We start from the raw sequence: 18542 nt of genomic DNA, 5'->3' as shown, positions 1-18542 counted from the left end.
GAGCGTTGCCGGGGCGTGCTAGGTGCGCAGGCTCAGCCGTTCGCGCTGGGGGACGGTGAGCAGCTTGAACGCCGGTCGTTCCACCCAGCGGGTCAGGGCCCAGCCCAGCAGCACGGCGGACGCGAAGAATGCGGGCACCCACACCCACCAGGCCAGTCCGAGGTCGGCGAGGCGGCGCGCGACGATTGTGCCGATCGTGTAGTGCATCAGGTAGACGCCGTAGGAGATTCCGGCGAGCCATTGGATCGGCTTCGCCAGCCGGTTCAGGATGCGCACGTTCCACGCCGGCCGGTACGCCGCGACGCACACCAGGACCAGTGCGAGCGTGAACATCTGGACCGAATCGCCGCCGGGCGGATGCACCGTGTGTGCCCACAGCACCACGCACAGCATCAGGAACAGCTGGGGGAAGCCGATCCGGCCCCGGCTCCAGCGGAAGATCGACACCCCGGCGATCACCAGGTGTGCCCGGTTCAGGCCGGTACCGTCCATGATCGCGGACAGCCAGGCCGGCGCGGGCACGTCGGGGTTCATGAACAGCACCCGCACCGCCAGCGGCGCCAGCAGGACGAACCACAGCACCGCGGACGCGAGGTGGCCGCGGATCCTGCCCCGCCGGGCCAGCAGCGCGATCATGGTGAACGCCGCGACCTGCACCGGCACCGTCCAGTGTGCGAGGTCGATGTAGTCGACGCCGGGCAGCAGCAGATGCGCCAGCAGCAGGTTGCCGATGAGGTCGCCGAAGTCCGGCCGGACGAAGTCGTCGGGTGCGAACAGGCGGCTGACCGTGAAGATCACCAGCACGGCGACCCAGAACGCGGGCAGCATCCGGGCGAGCCGCCGCAGCCACCAGCGCAGCGGGGTGCTGCGGCCGACGGTGGTCGCGGCGAAGAACCCGGAGACCACGATCAGCGTGGCCGAGCCGAACGGGAAGTCCATCTGCAGCCACGGCTGCAGCGGTGGCAGTCCGGGCAGTGTCAGCGGGGCGAGGCAGGTGATGTGGTAGGCGAGTACCGCGAAGATCGCGAGCACCCGGATCGCGTCCCAGCTGACCTGGCGGGACGAGGTGGGTGCGGGTGCCTCGACCGGTCCGGCGGTGGTGGCCTGCTCGGCCGTTACCTGCCCTGCGGGCACGTCATCAGCCTCCCCGGTGAAGGAAAAGGGCAACCCGCCTGCCGCGTGGACGGCGGTGGACCGGGACAGGTTAACTTCCGCGTTCCCGGCCGGGCCTGCCGGGCTGCGGGAGCGGTCTGGTCCCGCTGGTACCGGCAGATCCGGCCGGGCGGGCACCGGTCGCCTTGGGTCCACTGTGGACTGAGCTCGTCGTCGGCGGGAGGTGCGGCGGGTCCGGGACCCGGCGTCGGTCTCGGGCGGTGCGCGTGCGCACCGGGCGGTGGTCGTGAGTAGCGGACGGTCGCGGCCGGTGCTGCGCACCACCGGACGCCGCGACCCGCGCGAGCCCGGTGTCGGTGATCTCGCCGCTGCTCCCGATTCGTGGGCTCACGAGCAGGCGAGACCGGGGCCGCAGTCAGTGGCGGTACCTGCCGAACGTTGTGACGTCACCCGGCGCGAAGCAGTTGTGCGGTGCCGGGGTTGAGCTCGATCGGCCCCGCTTCGCCGACGATCACGGTTCCGCCGACAGTGACGACGCGGCGACCGAATCCGCAGTTGGGTTCGAACGCGAAGGTCATCCCCGGCTCGAGGACCAGGTCGCCGCCCAGCGTGGGAGCGGCGGGGACCTCGTGATAGCGCTCGGAGCCGGGAACCTGGCTGAAGTCCGCGGGGAAGCCGCACAGCGCACCGAACGGGTTGATCGCGTGGATCTGCGGCCCCCGCACCCAGCCGCCCGCGGATTCCACCGGCGCATACATCGCATCGGCCACCTCGCCGAACCGATGCCGCGGGAGCAGCGTCCGCATTCCCGCGGCATAACACTCGCGGGCGACCTCGGCGCCGCGTTCGAAGTCCTCGTGCACCTCCCCGATCGCGATGGTCAGCTGATGCTGCGACGTGCGCATGCCGAAATTGCAGAAGGTTTCGGTGACGATCACGTCGCCTTCCCGCAGAACCCGCGGCGCCTGCGGCCGATAGGCCCACGGCGGCGGCCCCCAGCCCGCAGGCTCGGGTCCCGACCGGAAGTGCATGGCCGGCGCAACGGCGCCGCGCCGGTGGGCCACGGCCATACCCGCGGCGTAGACCTCGTTTTCGGCCACGCCGGGAGCCGCGGCGGCGACCATGGCCTGTGCCATCGCTTCGCCGATGGCCGCCGAATGGCGCACGACCGCAAGTTCCTCATCGCTGAGCTGCGCTGTCAGCTTCGTGAAACCTGCATCTGCCGCGACGAACTCGGCGCCGGGAAACCGTGCCAGCACATCGGTCCACAGCCCGTAGGGAATCAGGCCCTCCGGCTGGGCCGGCGGGTACGGGTCCAATCCCAGTACGCCGATGGTGGCTTTCGCCAGCCCGTGTTCGACGAGCACGTCGGCGATCCCGTCGCTGCGACGACCACCCGCACGGAAGTTCTCCGGCCGGATCCACCAGGCATCGCCCCGGTGCAGGGCGTCCATGTGGTCGTTGAGGAAGGTGGACACCAGCCCCAGCGCGACCGGCTCGCCGTTGCGGGGGAAGACGACGACAGTGCCGGGCCGGTCGTTGGTGAACCAGGTGTCGAGGTAATAAGGCGCCGGACCGGCGTCCTCGTGCTCCCCGACGACGATCAGCGCGTCGAAGCCTTCCCGGTCCATGAACGAACGCGCGAGGTCCCAGCGGCGGTCGCGCTCCGCCAGAGTGTAGGTCGGTACTGCGGTTTCGGTCATTCCCTTGCCCTTTCGGTGCACCGCAGGTCGGTTCGATCAGACGACGGCGGGACTGTCACCAGGGCACCGGCCCCGCGTCGTTGAAGAATTCACCGGTGGGGCCGTCGTCGGGCAGGGTCGCGAGCCGGATCGCGATTGCCGCGCCTTCTTTCGGGGTGCCGGCGCCGCGGAAACCGTTGAGGTCGGTCGCGACGAAGCCGGGGCAGGCGGCGTTGATCAGAACGTTCGTGCCCTGCAGTTCCTTGGCGTACTGGACGGTGACGGCGTTGAGGAACGTCTTCGACGACGTGTAGGCGACCGCGATCGGACCGGTTTCGGCGCCCGGCGTGGTCTGCAGCGTGAGCGAGCCGACGCTGCTGGAAATGTTGACGATCCGCGGCGCGGCGGAGCGGCGCAGCAACGGCAGCAACGCGTTCGTGACCCGGATAACGCCGATCACGTTGGTCTCCACGACCGTCCGCACCGTCTGCGGGTCGACCGTGGTCGGCATCTGTGACCCGCCGCCGGTGATCCCGGCATTGTTGACGAGCACGTCGAGGCGCCCGCCGTTCTCCTCGATCAGTGCCGCGGCGGCGTCCACGCTCGTCTGGTCGGTCACGTCGAGCGGCACACCGAACGCATCCGCACCGCCCGCGCGCAATTTCGCCACCGCGTCCTCGCGGCGCTGATCGTCCCTGGCGCCGACGCCGACCTTCCAGCCGAGCGCACCGAGCCCGGCCGCGATCTCGTACCCGATTCCCTTGTTCGCGCCGGTCACCAGCGCGGTTGTCTGTTCACTCATGACATCGATCGTGGCCCTCGCCCCGCCGCGGCGGCCAACACCGATCGGGTGGTTCGCGATACCCCAGCGGTATTGATCGCGAGTACGGTGGCGGGGGTGGAGACACGGGAGCTGCGCTACTTCGTCGCCGTAGCTGTGGATGTTCTAGTGCACACTGGATGCCATGGGAGTTTCACAGCCGCGTCGTGAGCAGGGTCGGACGCTCATCGATATTGACCCTGACCAGCTAGTCTGGGTGCTACTGGCCCGCGAGTCGCGGGATGCCAGCGAAGACGGCGACGAGCAGGTCAACTACCAGCTTAGCGACCTGCGGGAGTTCGTCGGAGGGATAGGCGGGCGGGTCGAGCGCGAGGTCCCGGAGTCAAATATCTCGTCGTTCAAGCGACGGCGGGTCATGCTGCCGGACGGCACGTATGGGTATCGGGTGGTGCGTCCGGACTGGGAAACCACCATGACGGCGCTGCGACGGGGCGAGGCGAATGCGCTCGCCGGGGCGGACATCGACCGGTTGACGCGTGATCCGCGCATTCTGGAAGACCTGATCGACGCGGTCGAGTTGTACGGTATTTACGTCGTCAGCATGACCGGGAATATCGATCTTTCCACGGATGCGGGTATTTCTGCGGCGCGGGCTCTGGTGAACCAGCGCAACAACGAGTCCCGGAACACGTCACGGCGCGTGACGAGCGGCAAGCGGCGCGCGGCGGCAGAAGGCCAGCACAACGGCGGGCGAATGCGGCCGTTCGGGTGGCGCAAGGACCGGCTGCGGAAGAACAAGCGCGAAGCTGCACACATCCTGCGCGAACTTCCGCGTATCAAGGCGGGCGTGTCTCCGTTGACGTTGGCGCACGAGTGGAACAAACGCCGGATTCCCACGGTGACCGGCGTGGAATGGCGTGCGGCCACGATCAGGAACATGTATCTGCGGCCACGCATGTGCGGGAAGGTCGTGTATCGCGGCGAGGTCATGAAAAACAAGCAGGGCGAGCCGGTCCGCGGCCGGTGGGACGCTATTCTCACCGACGAGCAGCACGCGGACGTGGTGCGGGTGTGGGGTCCGGCCGAGCCGGAGGAGCATTCCCGGGTCGGCGGCAAGGGGCGCGGGTACCGTACGAATCACCTGCTGTCGCCGTTTGTGCGGTGCGGCAAGTGCAACGCGCGCATGATCGGTTCCTCGCGCCGGGACCAGCGCACCAGGGAACTGGTCGAGATCTACCGGTGCCCGTCGAAAGGGCAGGGCGGGTGCGGGGGCATCTCCCGCAACGCCGTACCGGTGGACGTGTACGTGACGGCGCTGGTGCTGGCCGAGCACGAGAAGATCCAGTCGCAGAAGTTCGAGGATCTGCCGCCGTGGCCGAAACAGAAGGAACTGGACGACGCGGAGAAACGGATTGCGGAGTCCACGCGCGAGTATGAGGCGGGCCGGTATTCGGCGGAGCGGTATTTCCCGAGTCTGGCGCGAATGGAGGCGCAGGTAGCGGAGCTGCGGCGCGAGGCGCGCAGGTACGAGCGGCGGCGCGATTCGCGCCGCGCGGTGGCCGCGAACCTGCGGAACGAGTGGGACAAGCCGGATTTCGCGATCGAGCAGAAACAGGCCGCGATCGCGAAAAGCCTCATCGCCGTGGTCATCGGACCTGCGCACAAGGGCGGCCGGTTCCACCCGGACCAGATCACGCCGGTCTGGCGGGATGACACGTGACGTGCTAAGCAGAAGCAGGCGGCTCCGGGCTCCCCTCCCCCTCAGCGCGGGGCCGCCCCTGTTGAACAGCGTCACGGTCACGCCGGTCAGAACAGCCGGTCAGAACAGATAGCGCGCAGGGGAACTGTCAGAACATCTGTTTGAGCGCGTCGTATAGCCCGTTGCCCGCCGCACCGATAATCAGCTCACCGGCCAACCCGAGCAGCAGCTTTACGGACGTGCACACCTTGTCTGTCATCGGCGCGTTCTGTTCAACGACCTTGGCGATCACCTCGACCTCACCGTCAACAGCGCTGCGCTGGTCGTCATTCAGTTCCCGCCGTACCTCTGGTTTGCGGAGAACTTCGAGCAATTGCCGCAAGGCGTCGAGTTCCTGTTCCGAAGTTCCCGCGTTCGAGTTGTGGATGTTGCTTGCGGTGCCCCCGTAGCCCGTGCAGGAAATTTGCGGGTTGTTGCCGAATTGCATGTTACCGCCGTAATTGGTGAAGCTGTTCACTGACTGTCGCTCCTGTGCCTCGGGTATCAGTTCGATTCCGCGCTCGCGCTCGCGCTGGAGTAGCCACACTGCACCGGCGTCGGTCAGTATCCGCTGCCGTCCCCGGCGGCCGGTCATTCCCAGACGCTGGGCGGCGTCCATTGCGCGCTGGACTAGCTCGTCCGGCCACCCGGCGCTTCCTCCCAGACCGGCTGCGCATTCGTCCTCGGAGAGCCCGGCTAGGTCGTTGCGCAGCATGTGAAGCAGAGCTCTGACGACCGGCTCCAGCTCCTGGAACAGAGGCGGTGCGGGTTTCGGGGCGCGGAACCGCGCCAGGGGATCTGTCAGTGCGAACACCGCCAGACGCTTTCCCGGCCGGAACTCGCGGCACTCGCCCGAAGCGCAGCCGACCCAGACAAAGCGTTCTTCGCCGCGAAAACGGAAAACAGCAGTGATCTGCGTGACTTGAATGGAGCCGGTGAAGCGGATTTCACCGGACTTTTCGGCATTCTTGAGCGTCGCCGGAGACGGCACCCACATGCCCGGCTGAAGGAACCAGGCTGTGTGCCGTCCCCACCGCAGGCCGGGCAGAAACCACAGTGCGGCCAGTATGTAGAGACCGCCCGCTCCGACGATTCCCCCTGCAAGGCCCATGCCTGCCACTGTTCCGGCGATGCCGAGCGCGATGAACACGATCGCAATGCCCGCGACGAGGCCGCGCCGCACGGCAGTCCGGCAGCGTCCCAGCGGAGGACGGCGACCACCCGGCAGATAGTGGTCAAACGTCGGCTCGACCGCCACATCGAAACCCGTTATCCAATTCACCGCACGACCACACCGCCCCATGGCAACCCTCCCCGGTTACGCGCTACGGTTGACACTTTACGTGCCCGCACCTGTACCCCGGCGCATTTTAGCTGCCGGAGCGCGGCGGCACAGGAATCGGAATGCGCGTGGCCCGCACTCCGGACAGAGCGCGGGCCACGGCTGCGGGGACGTGGGTGCCCCCGGTTCTGGTCAGTCGGCGAGGTCGAGTCCGTAGATTCCGGCTACCTCCTTGGCCCATTGGCGGGATCGTTCGGGGGCGTTGACCAGTTGCTGCTGTGCCCACTGTTCGGGCGTAGGCGGCCCGGGCACTGCGTGGCGGGTGCTGTGTCGGGAACGCCGCACGGGGGCGGTCTGCCGGTTCCCGCGCTGTGCTGTCGACGGGCACTCGCGGCGGGTGCTGTGCGCGGCCTGCCCCGGGAAACCGGTGTCGCTGGTGCCGACGGGCGGCGCGTCGTGGGGGCGGTCATGGTTGCTGCCTTTCGTCGGGTTTCGTAGCGTGGCGGTCGGGCATGTGCGTGGGGTCGCGCGGCGCGGTTCAGCTGTCATTCGCGCCCCCGGGGAGGGAGTCCGGCTGTGTGGTCTCCTGACCGTGTTTTCCGGGGTTTTCGAGGGTGTTGCGCTGGCTGTGGTGCTGCCTCCCTGGACGGTGTTTCCGCTGGTCAGCGGAGGGAGTCCGGGGCCGGGGGGAGTCAGGGAGATCTCCCTGACTCCCCGCTGGGTCCCTGCCCGGCTCCCTGTCTTTCCTGTCGGCGAGCGCGGCGGCGAGGTCGTCGGCGCGGACGACCATCACTCCGTCGGACTTGACGGGGACGATGCCGTCGGCGGCGAGCGCGGCGGTCAGGTCGCGCAGGGTCCAGCCGTCGTACTCGCCCGCGTTGCGGGCGATGAGCCGGGCGAGCACCACTTGAGTGCGGACCCGCTTCTCTCCTGCGCAGACGTCGGCGATGTCGGCGAGGTGGTCGGCGGGCGCGGGTTGCTTGTTCTCCTGTGCTGTGGTGAGGGCGACGGGCCGTCCGTGTTCGGCGAGGATTGCCATGGCGCGGGCGATGACCGGAGTGACCAGGTCGGTTCCGTCCTCGAAGGTCACATAGAAGGTGCGGACGAGTTCCCACGGTTCGTCGGTGATGCCGACCGCGACGCAGGTTCCCCGGTCGGTTTTCATCCGCAGTTCCGTGGCACGGATGCCTGCCCGGTACCGGCCCGCGCCGAGCAGTCCGTCGTTGGCGATGTGATCGGCGACGGCGAACGCGACTCCGCATGAGACGTTGCGGGTGATCTCCTTGGGGATGCTGTCCTTGGTGGGCGATTGGGTGGCCAGCAGCAGGATGATGCCGTATTTGCGGCCGCGCTTGATCAACCGCACGGCCAGCTCTTCGGCCTGGCGCCCGTGTTTCTTGTGCTGGAACAGTTCGTGACACTCGTCGATGGCGAGGACCAGCGGGTGCAATCCGAGTCCGGCGCGGTCGCCGGACACCCCGCCGGCGGAAGAATGTGCTGCTGACCTGCGCGGGAGGCTGGGAGAAGCAGCCGCAAAACTGCAGGAGGCCACGGGCGCGGGCGCGGTTCCGCCCCGGGGCGCAGCGTCGCTCGCAAGGTGCTTGGACGCGCTCACCGAGCAGCTGCCCGACTCCGGGGGTTCCGGTGGCGCGGACCGAGGTAAGGAGTAGGACTACTCACTCGACGCTGAGTAGTTGTGCGCGGCTCTGCGGACCGGATGCCCCGGGCGGGTCACAGTGACGTGAAATACCTGGTCCGGGTCCCGTACCCTGTGACGGACTGATCACGGGGAGGGATCGAGTATGGGTTTCACAACGGTGCCCGAAGCGCTGCGCGCGGCGGGCAGATCCGCTGGCGAGAAGGTGGGCGGCCTGCGCGGAGCGGATTGCGCGGAGCCGGTGGGCCGGGTCTCCGGCGCGGTGTCGGGAGGGAATGCCGCAGCTGCTGCGGGGCACTGCCGGGAGGCGTTGGCTGCCACGTTCACCGAGTGGTGCGTCGAGGCGCAGCGTTTAGCCGATCACCTCGGCGTGGCCGCTGACCGGTATCAGCGGGGCGACCACGCCGCCGCCGGAGTGTTCCCGCCCGCCGCGCCGACGATGCGGGGGCCGCGCTGATGGTGTCGCTGGCCGACGTCCGCGCGTGGAACCCCGGCGCGCTGGACGAGATTTGCACGCTCTTGCAAGCTCGCACGCAGATCCTGGTGCACGAGGGGGACGACTACGGCAAGGTGCTCCCGGTTGAAGGCTGGAGCGGCCCGGCCGCGGACAACGCGGCCGAACAGCACCGCGCGTTGATGCGCCAACTGGACACCGTCGCCGCCGGGGCCGCCGCCGCGGGCAAGGCGATCGGACAGGCTGCCGATGCGATCACCGGCGTCCAGCACGCCCTGACCAACGCTGAGGAGCTGGCCCGCAAGTACGGCTTCCACATCGCCGACGCGGGCGGCATTTCCGACACCTTCGCGGGTAAGCAACCACCGGCGGACATGCACCCCGAAGACCGGGAGCGCACGCACACTCAATTGGTGGACGAGGTTGCGCAGATCCTGCGCACCGCAAACGACATCGACACCGATCTCGCGTCGGTGCTCGACCGCGCAGCGTCCGGTCAGTTCGGCACCGGGAACGAATCCACCGTCGCCGCTGCCGCCGCCGATGGAGTGAAAGACCCAGGTCTCACCCTGCCGGAACCACCGCCGAACGCGACGCCATCCCAGAACGCAGCATGGTGGGCCACCCTGTCGGCGGCCGGACGCAATATCCTCCTGCGCGATCATCCCGATTGGCTGGGCAATAGGGACGGCCTACCCGGCGATGTCCGCTCGAAAGCGAACATCGCACGCATACCCGGCGAGCGAGCCGACCTTCAACGCCAGCTCGAAGAGGCAAAAAAGAGGGTAGATCTGGTTAAAGACCAGCCCTATCCGCCGCCGAACATGCTGCCCGATGCGTTAGCGGACGTCCGCAAAATCGAAGCCAAGCTCGCGTCTCTGAACGCGATCGACACGACTCTCGCGCAAGGCAATCGCCAACTGCTTACCCTCGACACGACGGGCGAACGGTTGAAAGCAGCGGTCGCGGTGGGCAATGTCGATACCGCCAAACACGTCAGTGTCTTTACTCCGGGGTTCACCTCCACCGTTGACCGCAGCATGCCAGGCTACGACCGGGACATGTACAACCTGCAACAACGCACACAGGTGCTCTCCGACCAGTACGGCGACGGCGGAAAGGTGGCCACGGTCACGTGGCTGGGCTACGAGGCACCGCAGAACGACGATGTGATCAACGGCAACCAATCAGTGGCGTCCGACCACCTCGCGCAGACTGGCGCCAAGAAGCTCGACGGCTTCCTCAACGGGATCGGCGCTTCCCACGAAGTGCAGAACCAACCGCTGCACCTGACCGCGCTGGGCCACTCGTACGGCAGCCTCACCACCGGCATTGCCCTGCAACAATCCACCCCCGTGAACGACGCAGTGGTTTTCGGATCGCCGGGCCTCGACGCCCAGCAACGCAGCGACCTCCAGGTGCCGCAAGGACATCTGTTCTCCGCCGGGGCCGACCAGGACTCGGTGCCGAAACTTGACGTCGCCAACCACTTCGGCGTCTCCCCCTACGACATGTCCGGCATCGACCGCGTGAGCACCGGAGACGCAATCGCTGCAGACGGCACGCCGCTGCACGCGACCCACACCCACGGCCAGTACCTCGATGACGGCTCGACGTCGCAGTACAACATGGCGGCGGTCGCTGCCGGGCGACCAGACATGCGCGTCAACTACGTCGCGCCCCCACCTCCGCCCCCGCCACAACAGCCCACCCACCGATGACAGAGGCCCAGCCGACCACATGAAATACAACCTCGTCCGAACTCTGTCCGGAGCCGCCCTCGTTCTCATCCTCGCCGGTTGCAACGGCCAGGATGCGCAGGAGAATCCCATGAACAACAACGACAAAGCTGCAGCCGATCAGTTCAAACAGCTCATGCAGCGCCCGGACATCGACGAAGCCGCCGCTCGCTACGACGAGATGTACCGCAAGATCCGCGAACAGCTGACTAATGCCGTTCCATCACTTCATTGGGAACAGACGAATCCTCCTGGCCGGGCGGCGTGCAGCACCGAATTCGGCGCAATCGACACTGCGGGCCGAGCTGACGCCCAGGAGCGAGGGCTCGGCAACTGGGCAGCCCACGGAAATCTGCCAGACGCTCGATGGGACGAAGCGGTGTCTATCGTGGGCGGCGTAGCCCGCAGTTATGGTTTCAACTCCGGACCAACAGTGGTGAAGAACAACCCGTCCGACCATTATGTGACGTTCCATGATTCATATGGTGGAGAACTCGTCTTCGGCACGGCCGTAAACACCACACTTCTGGTTCGTACCGGGTGCCATCTGACCGCCGAAGCCAAAAAGCGAGGAAGCCTCGCGCCCCTTCCTTCGTATTGAGCTGTTCGCTCGTCCGGGCCGCCTGCGTGTAGTCCGGACGAGCGAACATGCGCTCACGACGGGACGCGCGCTGCGCCGAACAGCCCACCAAGCTATGCCGAATAGTGTGGCTGGCTAACCCGTTAGGCGGCTGTTGATTTTCAATCCAACTCAATACACTGGTTTATTGGCAACTGGGATCAGGGGGCTGCCTGGGGCCGAGGGGGTCCGCACTTAAGGAAAACCAGCTCTTCACCTGGATGTCGTTTTCACCACTTTCCGGTCTCAAGGGGAAGTGTCCGCGTGTATTCGTGATCCAGGAGGATGATTGTGCGTTTTCGAAGAAGGATATTTACAGCGCTTGCACTGTGCTCAGCGTTCATGTTGGGCGGCGGTGTCGCCACCGCCCAAACGACTGATCGGCCACCCGCTCCACCGCAAGTCTGGGCAGGCCAGCAGAGCAGTGATTCACCAGTCGTATTGACCGCCACGCGAACTACGTCAAGTGGCACTGCATCGGCAGACGACGTCATTACATGCTCGGTTGACAAGCAATATCCGCACAAGTCAAGCCACGATCCGACGACGGTAAATGTGGTAACGGTGGTGACATGCACTGCACCTGTAACGACCATCGGACTCCAGATCGTTCTCTATAAGAATGGTCCAGCGGTCGCCGATTCCGGCTGGAATGACTTCCTTAGCACGGCATTCGCGCAAGTGAACGCAGCGGCTCCCTGCGTCAATGACCTCTACGGTTCCTGGCGTCAGTTCGGGATCACCTTTCCGCCGGGCTACGAGCCGCCAACAGCATTTTGGCCATCGGATGTTAACGACGGATTCGGCCCGGAAAATCAAGTGAGCAACTGCTAGCTGTCCGGTCCCGGCCGACAGTGAAACAAGCTAAGCCGGATTTCAGATAAAATTCTTAGAAAGCATGTTTTCCTGCACCTGCCCTGGAGTCAGAGACCAGTCTAATTGACGGTGTCTGACTCCAGGGTGACCAGGTCGGTAGGACGCACCTCGAAAGCCTCAATACCGTCGTCGATCAGCAGATCGTGAACACATTCTGAACTTGCAGCTATATACGTGCTTCGCAAGTCCACCTCTGTAGCGATCACCCAACTACGATCATCCGGCCACGCGATGTTAGGCAGGCTTGACAGCGGAGCGGGGGCGAGATTTTGACTCAGGCCAGTCAGGTTTCCGTTCAAGAGGTACATATCGCGTAGGGGCAACCGGAAGACGGGTGCCTCCTCCGGTATCAGTAAGGGTTGGCGGCCCATCCATTCTCCAAACCAGCATGTGGCGGACGTCTTGGTGTGCCTCGCCAGAATCGATACGAGTGATTGCGCTAGATCATGAGGCAGGGTGCCAATGCTCGGTTCCTGGAAATCGTTTCTATTTGGTCGCAGTTTCTCCCATTGCATTAATGGATGCGTTGTTCGCCCTGTCTCGCCGGCAATGTCCGCCCAAGACAACCGATTGATTATTGTTCCTGCTTTAACGTCGTATTGATAAACAGGGTGAAAGACCCTTGCGTAACTCTCGAATCCGACTGGGACGATAGATCCTACATCTGCCGGTTCTGAATGCATTCGGGTTCTAATCCATTGGGAGGGCGTGATGTCATCGACTACCGCAAGCTGGCCCACGTACGCAACTGACTCCATTTCTCTATAATGCAGGAGCGCTGGCGCAGAACGCAAGCAAAAAGAGTCCAAAGTGGGTCCCCGTCGCTGGAAAGTAGTTGTTGAGCTTCGTTGCGTGCACTGTGTGGGCGGACTGGAGCTGTCACCCGAGACCTGCCGGGTACGCCGAGAAGACAGCGAAGCCGTCTCCCACACGAGGGCTACTGCCGACGCACCGTTAAGCAACGGGGCGCGTTCCGTCCCTTCGGCATGCACGCCGAGACCGATGGAATCAGGAAGCATCGCCGCAGGTGGGACGGGTGTTTACAAGTGCACTAAAAAATCCACAGTTGTTGCGGAGGAGCTGCATTTCGGACGTGCTGCGGAGCGGCTCGGAATTGCGCAGCCGCCGTTGTCCCGGGCGATCAGGTTGCTTGAACGGCGTCTTGGCGCGGTGTTGCTGGAACGCACCAGCCGCGCGGTTGCGCTGACCGCGGCCGGGGTGGTGCTGCTGGGGGAGGCGCGGGCGGCGCTGGATGCGGTCGAGGCGGCCGAGCGCCGCACCCGTCGCGCTGCGACCGGCCAGGTGGGCGTCGTGCTCGCCACGAAGGCCGGTGCGTCCGCCGAACTGCTGACGAAACTGCTGGACGCCTACGCCGCCGAACCCGATGCGGTCCCCGTCGAGGTGTTGTTGTGCGGTCCGGGCGAGCAGGAAAGACTGCTCCGCGACGGGCGGGCCGACGTGGCGCTGCTGCACCGGCCTTTCGACACGACGGCCGGGTTCGACACCGAGGAACTCCACATCGAGGGTCAGGTCGCGGTGCTGCCCGCAGGCCATCCGCTCACCACCCGGACCCACCTGCGCCTCGCCGAGGTCACCGACCTGCCCGGACTGCCGACCCCGCGCTGGCCCCGTCCCGACGGCACTTACCCGGACGGCCGAGGGCCCAAGATCAGGGACCACACGCAGTTGCTGCAGCTGATCGCGCTCGGCCGCGCTTGTGCGGTCGCACCGGAATCGGCGCGAGCCCAGGCACGCGACGACCTTGCCACGGTCCCGGTGCCCGACGCACCTGCCGTCACCACAGTCATCGCCTGGCCACCGCACAGCCGATCCAGAGCCGTCGCCGACCTCGTCCGGACCGCGACCCGCCTTTGAGCGGCGCCTCGTACCCGGAGCCGGCGGCGGTGCGGGTTCGCGGGTGGCGTCGTGCTTGCCCGCCGGCCATGAAAGCCCGGCCGGATTCGACGGCCGCCGTGACCTATGTGGACAGTCCGGCCCCACGGCGGAGCCGGAAACCCGGGTGGGCGAGCGGGATTGCCGTTCGCCCACCCGGAAGGCGTTACGCGGTGACGGTCCGCTTGCCGAGGGTTGCTGCGTGGTCGGGGTGGTCGGCGGGGACCACGGCCGAGGACAGGGCGGTCCAGCACGAGGGGCAGCTGTACTGCCGGAACACCACCGGGGCGTCGACGTAATCCTCGGCCGTCGCGATGATCTGTGGTCCCGCGTCGGTCGGAGCTCCGTTGTAGACGGCCAGTGCCAGTGGGCCGGCGTTGGTGTCGCCGAGGATTTCGGCGCAGTGCGCGCAGGCGATCGCGGTGGCACCGTCCACAGTGACCTCGACGAGGTTGTCGTCGACCCGCTTGACCGAGGACAGCTCGGCCTTGCCACGGGTTTCCCCGCTCACTCGTGAACGGTCCCGCCGGAGGGCGCGTTGCCGGGTCCGTTCGGCCTCGGTGGCCGCAGGATCGACCTCCCCGCCGGTGAGGACCACGCCGTAGACCGAGGTCGCGGCGGCCTCGGTGATCTTGTGCTCGGCGAGGTCGCGGGCGACGGCCGTGGCGTCGCGGGTCAGCGGGTCGCCGTAACCGCCGCCGCCCTGCCAGCTCATCGCGAAGACCTCGCCGGGCGCCAGGTAGCTCGACGCGTAATTCTGCCCCGGTTCGAGGTTGTCGCTGATCTCCTCGAGCGTCGAGGGCAGTGTGCCCGACGCGAGCAGCTCGGTGATCCGGCTCTGCCGCGCGATCACGTCGAGACCGCTGTTGCCGGGGTGCCCGCCGGACAGCCCGTTGTTCTGCGTCACGGCCTTGCCTGCCGAGGCGAGCACCAGGCCCATCGGGATGCTGGTGCCGTGCGGGGTGAACGCGAGTGCGGCGCCGAGCCCGCCGCGGTGCCTGCCGGGGCCGCCGGAGTCCGGCAGTTCGCGCCGCCACAGGGTGAGCAGCGGGTAGAGGAATTCGGTCATCTCGACGTCGGGCACGCGGCCCATCGGGATGCAGAACAGGCCACCGGTGTCGATGCCGTCGGCGTGCGGGCGGGCGCCGTAACCGCCGGCCATCGGTTCCATCATGATCGACAGGAACGGCGCGGGCTGCTCGCCACGTTCGTCGAGCCCGGCGATCACCGCGGTGTCCCAGGTGCCGCAGCAGGTGGCCTGGACGTTCCGGCCCAGTTCGAGGTCGCGGTCGAGCAGCTGTGCCAGGCATTCGGCGATCAGGCTGCCGGTGAGCCAGGCGGGGCCGATCGGGCCGCGGCCGACGGCGGCGGGGTAGGTCGCGTTGTTGAGGGTGCCTTCTTCGGTGACGAGGTCGAAGCAGCGCATCAGTCCGCCTGCAGACCATGGGATGTCGTTGGCCAGGATGGGCAGCAGCGCGAGCATCACCCCGCCGCGCATGCCGGCGTAGGTGCAGTTGACGACACCGGCCTGCGGGTCGGTTCCGGTGAAGTCGAAGCTCAGGTGGTCGCCGGTTTTCGTGGTGGTGACGGTGATCTTGTGCAGTCCGCGGTCGCCTTCGTGGGACTGGTCCTGGTAGCCGGTGGCGGTCCAGCTGCCGTCGGGCAGGGTGGTGAGCTTGTCGCGCAGCCGGGCTTCGGCGTCGGACATCATCCGCTTCATCACGGCTTTGACCGTGTCCGGGCCATACTGGTCGATCAGCGCGTGCAGCCGTTCGGCACCGACGTTGTTGGCGCCGATCTTGGCGCGCAGGTCCAGTCCGATCAGCATCGGCACCCGGGAGCGGCGCACCCAGGCGTCGGCGACGTCGCGTTGCACCTGGCCGCCGCGCACGACCTTGATCGGCGGGGTGGGCAGTGATTCGGAGAACACGTCCTCCGCCGCGGGGGAGAAGGAACCGATGCCGACGCCGCCGAGGTCGGGCTGGTGGGCGATCGCGCTGGTCCAGGCGAACAGTTTCCCGTCGTGGAAAACCGGCTGGTAGACCATGACGTCGTTCTGGTGCAGCCCGCCGCCGACCCACGGATCGTTGGTGAGGAACATGTCGCCGGATTCGATGCCGGGGTTGTCGGCGCGGTGGCGCAGGGTCCAGTAGATGGCGAGGTCGACGGCGCCGACCAGCATCGTGTTGTAGAGCCCGACCTGCACTTCCTGGCCGAGTTCGTCGGAGATGGCGAAGTCGAAGTCGTTGGCGTCGGTGACGATCGGCGAGCCGGACATGCGCTTGAGAGATTCGCCCATCTCGTCGGTGACCGACCAGAGCCGGTGCCGGATCACCTCGTAGGTGAGCGGATCGAGGTCGTCGATCTGCTCCTGGCCGACGGTGTGCACGGCGAGGCTCGACGGCAGCGAACGGGCCAGCTCGTCGGGGTCGACGGGACGGCTGGAGAACCGCTCCGAGCCGGGGACCTGCATGGTCATGACGCGCTCCCTGCGGTGACGGCAGTACGGACGGTGGCGGCGGTGTCCGCGGTGGTGCGGATGGTCAGGTTGCCGAGGTAGTCGACGGTGCCGGTGCTGCCGCCGGGGACGACCACGGTGGTGGTCGGTACCTCGACGATCGCCGGACCGGTCAGCACATGGCCTGCCCGCAGTTCGCGGTAGTCGTAGACCGGTGTGTCGAGGAAACCGGCGACGGTGTCCAAGCAGACCGGACGGCTGCCGTGGCACGCGTCGACGGGATCGGCGGAGCCGGCCGCGGGTACCACGGGCAGCTCGGGACTGAACGGCAGTACGCCGATGCCGCGCACACGGAAGGTGATCGCCTGGATCCCGGCTTCGCGGAACCCGGCGTCCCGCCCGTAAAGCGCGGCGTAGCGCTCCTCGAAGCCCGCGGCCGCCTCCTCGATCGCGGCCATGTCGATCCTGCCACCGACCACCGCAGTGGTGACCTCGGCCAGCTGCATGCTGTAGCGCATGTCGATTTCCCGGTGCAGCTCAACGGTTTCGAACCGCACGCCCTGCCGGTCGAGGCCGGCGCGGACCTGGTTTTCCAGGTCGGCGAAATTCCGCTCGGCGCGTGCCGGGTCGAACGGGACGACGGTCGGATCCGACAGCTCGGCTGCCAGCGCGATGTCCGACGAGGCCAGTCCGAACGCGGAGAACGCCGAAGCCACCGGTCCCAGCGGCACCACGACCTCGCCGACCCCGACCTCGGCTGCGTAACGGGCGCAATGCGCCGGGCCCGCACCACCGAACGCGTAGACCACGAAATCACGCGGATCGTGTCCGGCCTCCACCACGGTCTTGCGCAACAGGTCACCCGTCTGCGCGTTCTGCACCGTGTAGATCATCGCCGCGGCCTCGTCCACGGTCAGCCCCAGCGGCTTCGCGATCCGGACGTCGATCGCCTGCCGGGCCAGCTCCAGCGACAACGGCTTGCGCCCGCCGAGCAAACCCCGCTCCGGCAGGATGCCCAGCACCAGGTTGGCGTCGGTGTTGGTCGGCTCGGTGCCGCCGTTGCCGTAGCAGGCCGGACCGGGCACCGCCTGCGCACTGTGCGGTCCGATACGCAGGTTGCCGCCTGCGTCGAGCCACGCGATCGCACCACCACCGGAACCGATCGCGTCGACCCGCAGCGTGGGCACGTTGATCGGATGGTGGTTGATCACCGTGGTGGTATCCCGCACCGGCTCGCCCTCGACCACGAGACCCGCCAGGAAAGTGGTTCCGCCGACGTCGGTGGAAATGATGTTGCGGTGGCCCAGCTGACGACCCAGTGCGACCGAACCGATCACCCCGCCGGTCAGCACCGAGCCGACCGTGCTGATCGCGGTCGCGGGCGCCTCGGCAGCGGCGACCGCGCCACCGTTGCTCTGTATCACCAGCAACGGGCCGGTGAGCTTGTTGTCCCGCAAGGTGTTTTCCAGCGTGGTCAGGTAAGCACGCAAACCCGGCCCGATCTGGGTGCTCATGATCGTGGTCGCGTTACGGGCGAACTCCCGGATACGCGGACTCACCTCGCTCGACAACGCCACGAAAACGTCCGGATCCTCCTCGGCGATCAGTTCCCGCAACCGCCGCTCGTGCACCGGATTGCGGAAAGACCACAACAACGACACCGCGATGGCCTGCACACCGTCCGCGAGCAGGGAACGGATCGCGGCGCGGGCACCATCCTCGTCCAGCCCGACCACAACGGTGCCGTCCCGGTCGATCCGCTCGGTGACCTCCAGCGCGTGCTTCTTGGGCAGCAGCGAGTGGTCCTTGCTCTGCCCCAGCACATGCTGCAACTCCTGCGGCGAACGCCCGAGATACCGGCCCTCGACGTTCATGATGAAGATCGAGTCCCCGTGCCCCTTGGTGGTGAGAAAGCCGACCGGCGGCACGTTGCCCATCACCAGCGCATTCAACGAAGACGTGGTGCCGTGCGCGATGTGGTGGGTGTCGGCGAGCATCTCCGGCAGGGTCTTCCCGAGCTGCTCGGCCAGCCGGCCGAGGACATCGAGCACACCGTGTGAGTAGTCCGGCGGAGTGGACGGAGACTTTGCCGCCACCACGGTCCCGGCCTCATCGTCCAGCACAGCGTCGGTGAACGTGCCGCCCACGTCCACACCGATGACATAAGCCATCTTTGAGCGCTCCTTTGCGCGAGAAGACGTCCTGACTAATGTGTAGAGTATTCTACGTCACTGACAAGAGTCAATCTTG

Annotated in this window: 12 protein-coding genes; 5 read left to right on the top strand and 7 right to left on the bottom strand. The window is 66.8% G+C overall.

The window, feature by feature from the left end:
* Nucleotides 1-18: 18 nt before the first annotated feature.
* The 3 genes from ABD793_RS15800 to ABD793_RS15790 form a co-directional block, all read right to left on the bottom strand.
* On the bottom strand, nt 19-1134 hold the full coding sequence (locus ABD793_RS15800; protein WP_344860457.1) for an acyltransferase family protein: 1116 nt from the start codon (nt 1132-1134) through the stop codon (nt 19-21).
* Nucleotides 1135-1559: 425 nt separating this feature from the next.
* A complete protein-coding gene (locus ABD793_RS15795) occupies nt 1560-2816 on the bottom strand; it encodes a M24 family metallopeptidase (protein ID WP_344860455.1) in 1257 nt (418 codons plus the stop codon).
* Between the two features lie 55 nt (nt 2817-2871).
* Nucleotides 2872-3597, bottom strand: coding sequence for an SDR family oxidoreductase (locus ABD793_RS15790; RefSeq protein ID WP_344860453.1), 726 nt, complete (start codon nt 3595-3597; stop codon nt 2872-2874).
* Nucleotides 3598-3760: 163 nt separating this feature from the next.
* Here ABD793_RS15790 and ABD793_RS15785 point away from each other — a divergent pair, with 163 nt between their 5' ends.
* The gene (locus ABD793_RS15785) at nt 3761-5296 is read left to right on the top strand and encodes a recombinase family protein (RefSeq protein WP_344860451.1); all 1536 of its coding nucleotides are present in this window, start codon (nt 3761-3763) and stop codon (nt 5294-5296) included.
* 127 nt (nt 5297-5423) lie between these two features.
* Here ABD793_RS15785 and ABD793_RS15780 read toward each other — a convergent pair whose 3' ends face one another.
* Nucleotides 5424-6596 (bottom strand): hypothetical protein, encoded by a 1173-nt coding sequence (locus ABD793_RS15780; RefSeq protein WP_344860449.1) that lies wholly within the window; start codon nt 6594-6596, stop codon nt 5424-5426.
* Nucleotides 6597-7134: 538 nt separating this feature from the next.
* Nucleotides 7135-8073, bottom strand: coding sequence for a hypothetical protein (locus tag ABD793_RS15775; protein WP_344860447.1), 939 nt, complete (start codon nt 8071-8073; stop codon nt 7135-7137).
* Nucleotides 8074-8398: 325 nt separating this feature from the next.
* Between ABD793_RS15775 and ABD793_RS15770 the strand changes: the two genes are divergently transcribed.
* From ABD793_RS15770 to ABD793_RS15755, 4 genes are all read left to right on the top strand, one after another.
* Nucleotides 8399-8710, top strand: coding sequence for a type VII secretion target (locus ABD793_RS15770; protein ID WP_344860445.1), 312 nt, complete (start codon nt 8399-8401; stop codon nt 8708-8710).
* On the top strand, nt 8710-10428 hold the full coding sequence (locus ABD793_RS15765; protein WP_344860443.1) for an alpha/beta hydrolase: 1719 nt from the start codon (nt 8710-8712) through the stop codon (nt 10426-10428). Before ABD793_RS15770 ends, ABD793_RS15765 begins: the two co-directional genes overlap by 1 nt.
* A 109-nt stretch (nt 10429-10537) precedes the next feature.
* On the top strand, nt 10538-11047 hold the full coding sequence (locus tag ABD793_RS15760) for an LppA family lipoprotein (protein WP_344860441.1): 510 nt from the start codon (nt 10538-10540) through the stop codon (nt 11045-11047).
* A gap of 1911 nt (nt 11048-12958) precedes the next feature.
* On the top strand, nt 12959-13816 hold the full coding sequence (locus ABD793_RS15755; protein ID WP_344861043.1) for a LysR family transcriptional regulator: 858 nt from the start codon (nt 12959-12961) through the stop codon (nt 13814-13816).
* Nucleotides 13817-14000: 184 nt separating this feature from the next.
* Here ABD793_RS15755 and ABD793_RS15750 read toward each other — a convergent pair whose 3' ends face one another.
* On the bottom strand, nt 14001-16313 hold the full coding sequence (locus ABD793_RS15750; protein WP_344860439.1) for a hydantoinase B/oxoprolinase family protein: 2313 nt from the start codon (nt 16311-16313) through the stop codon (nt 14001-14003).
* A complete protein-coding gene (locus tag ABD793_RS15745; RefSeq protein ID WP_344860437.1) occupies nt 16310-18463 on the bottom strand; it encodes a hydantoinase/oxoprolinase family protein in 2154 nt (717 codons plus the stop codon). Before ABD793_RS15745 ends, ABD793_RS15750 begins: the two co-directional genes overlap by 4 nt.
* Nucleotides 18464-18542 lie beyond the last annotated feature (79 nt).

This window comes from Amycolatopsis ultiminotia (assembly GCF_039536925.1).
Taxonomy (GTDB): Bacteria; Actinomycetota; Actinomycetes; order Mycobacteriales; family Pseudonocardiaceae; genus Amycolatopsis; species Amycolatopsis ultiminotia.
This window is presented reverse-complemented; position numbering and strand designations above follow the sequence as displayed.

What these genes read in the sequence shown, in the direction of transcription:
- ABD793_RS15765 (WP_344860443.1), top strand. Translation starts at nt 8,710, where the DNA reads ATGGTGTCGCTGGCCGACGTCCGCGCGTGGAACCCCGGCGCGCTGGAC.
- ABD793_RS15745 (WP_344860437.1), bottom strand. Translation starts at nt 18,463, where the DNA reads ATGGCTTATGTCATCGGTGTGGACGTGGGCGGCACGTTCACCGACGCT.
- ABD793_RS15770 (WP_344860445.1), top strand. Translation starts at nt 8,399, where the DNA reads ATGGGTTTCACAACGGTGCCCGAAGCGCTGCGCGCGGCGGGCAGATCC.
- ABD793_RS15750 (WP_344860439.1), bottom strand. Translation starts at nt 16,313, where the DNA reads ATGACCATGCAGGTCCCCGGCTCGGAGCGGTTCTCCAGCCGTCCCGTC.
- ABD793_RS15785 (WP_344860451.1), top strand. Translation starts at nt 3,761, where the DNA reads ATGGGAGTTTCACAGCCGCGTCGTGAGCAGGGTCGGACGCTCATCGAT.
- ABD793_RS15795 (WP_344860455.1), bottom strand. Translation starts at nt 2,816, where the DNA reads ATGACCGAAACCGCAGTACCGACCTACACTCTGGCGGAGCGCGACCGC.
- ABD793_RS15790 (WP_344860453.1), bottom strand. Translation starts at nt 3,597, where the DNA reads ATGAGTGAACAGACAACCGCGCTGGTGACCGGCGCGAACAAGGGAATC.
- ABD793_RS15760 (WP_344860441.1), top strand. Translation starts at nt 10,538, where the DNA reads ATGAACAACAACGACAAAGCTGCAGCCGATCAGTTCAAACAGCTCATG.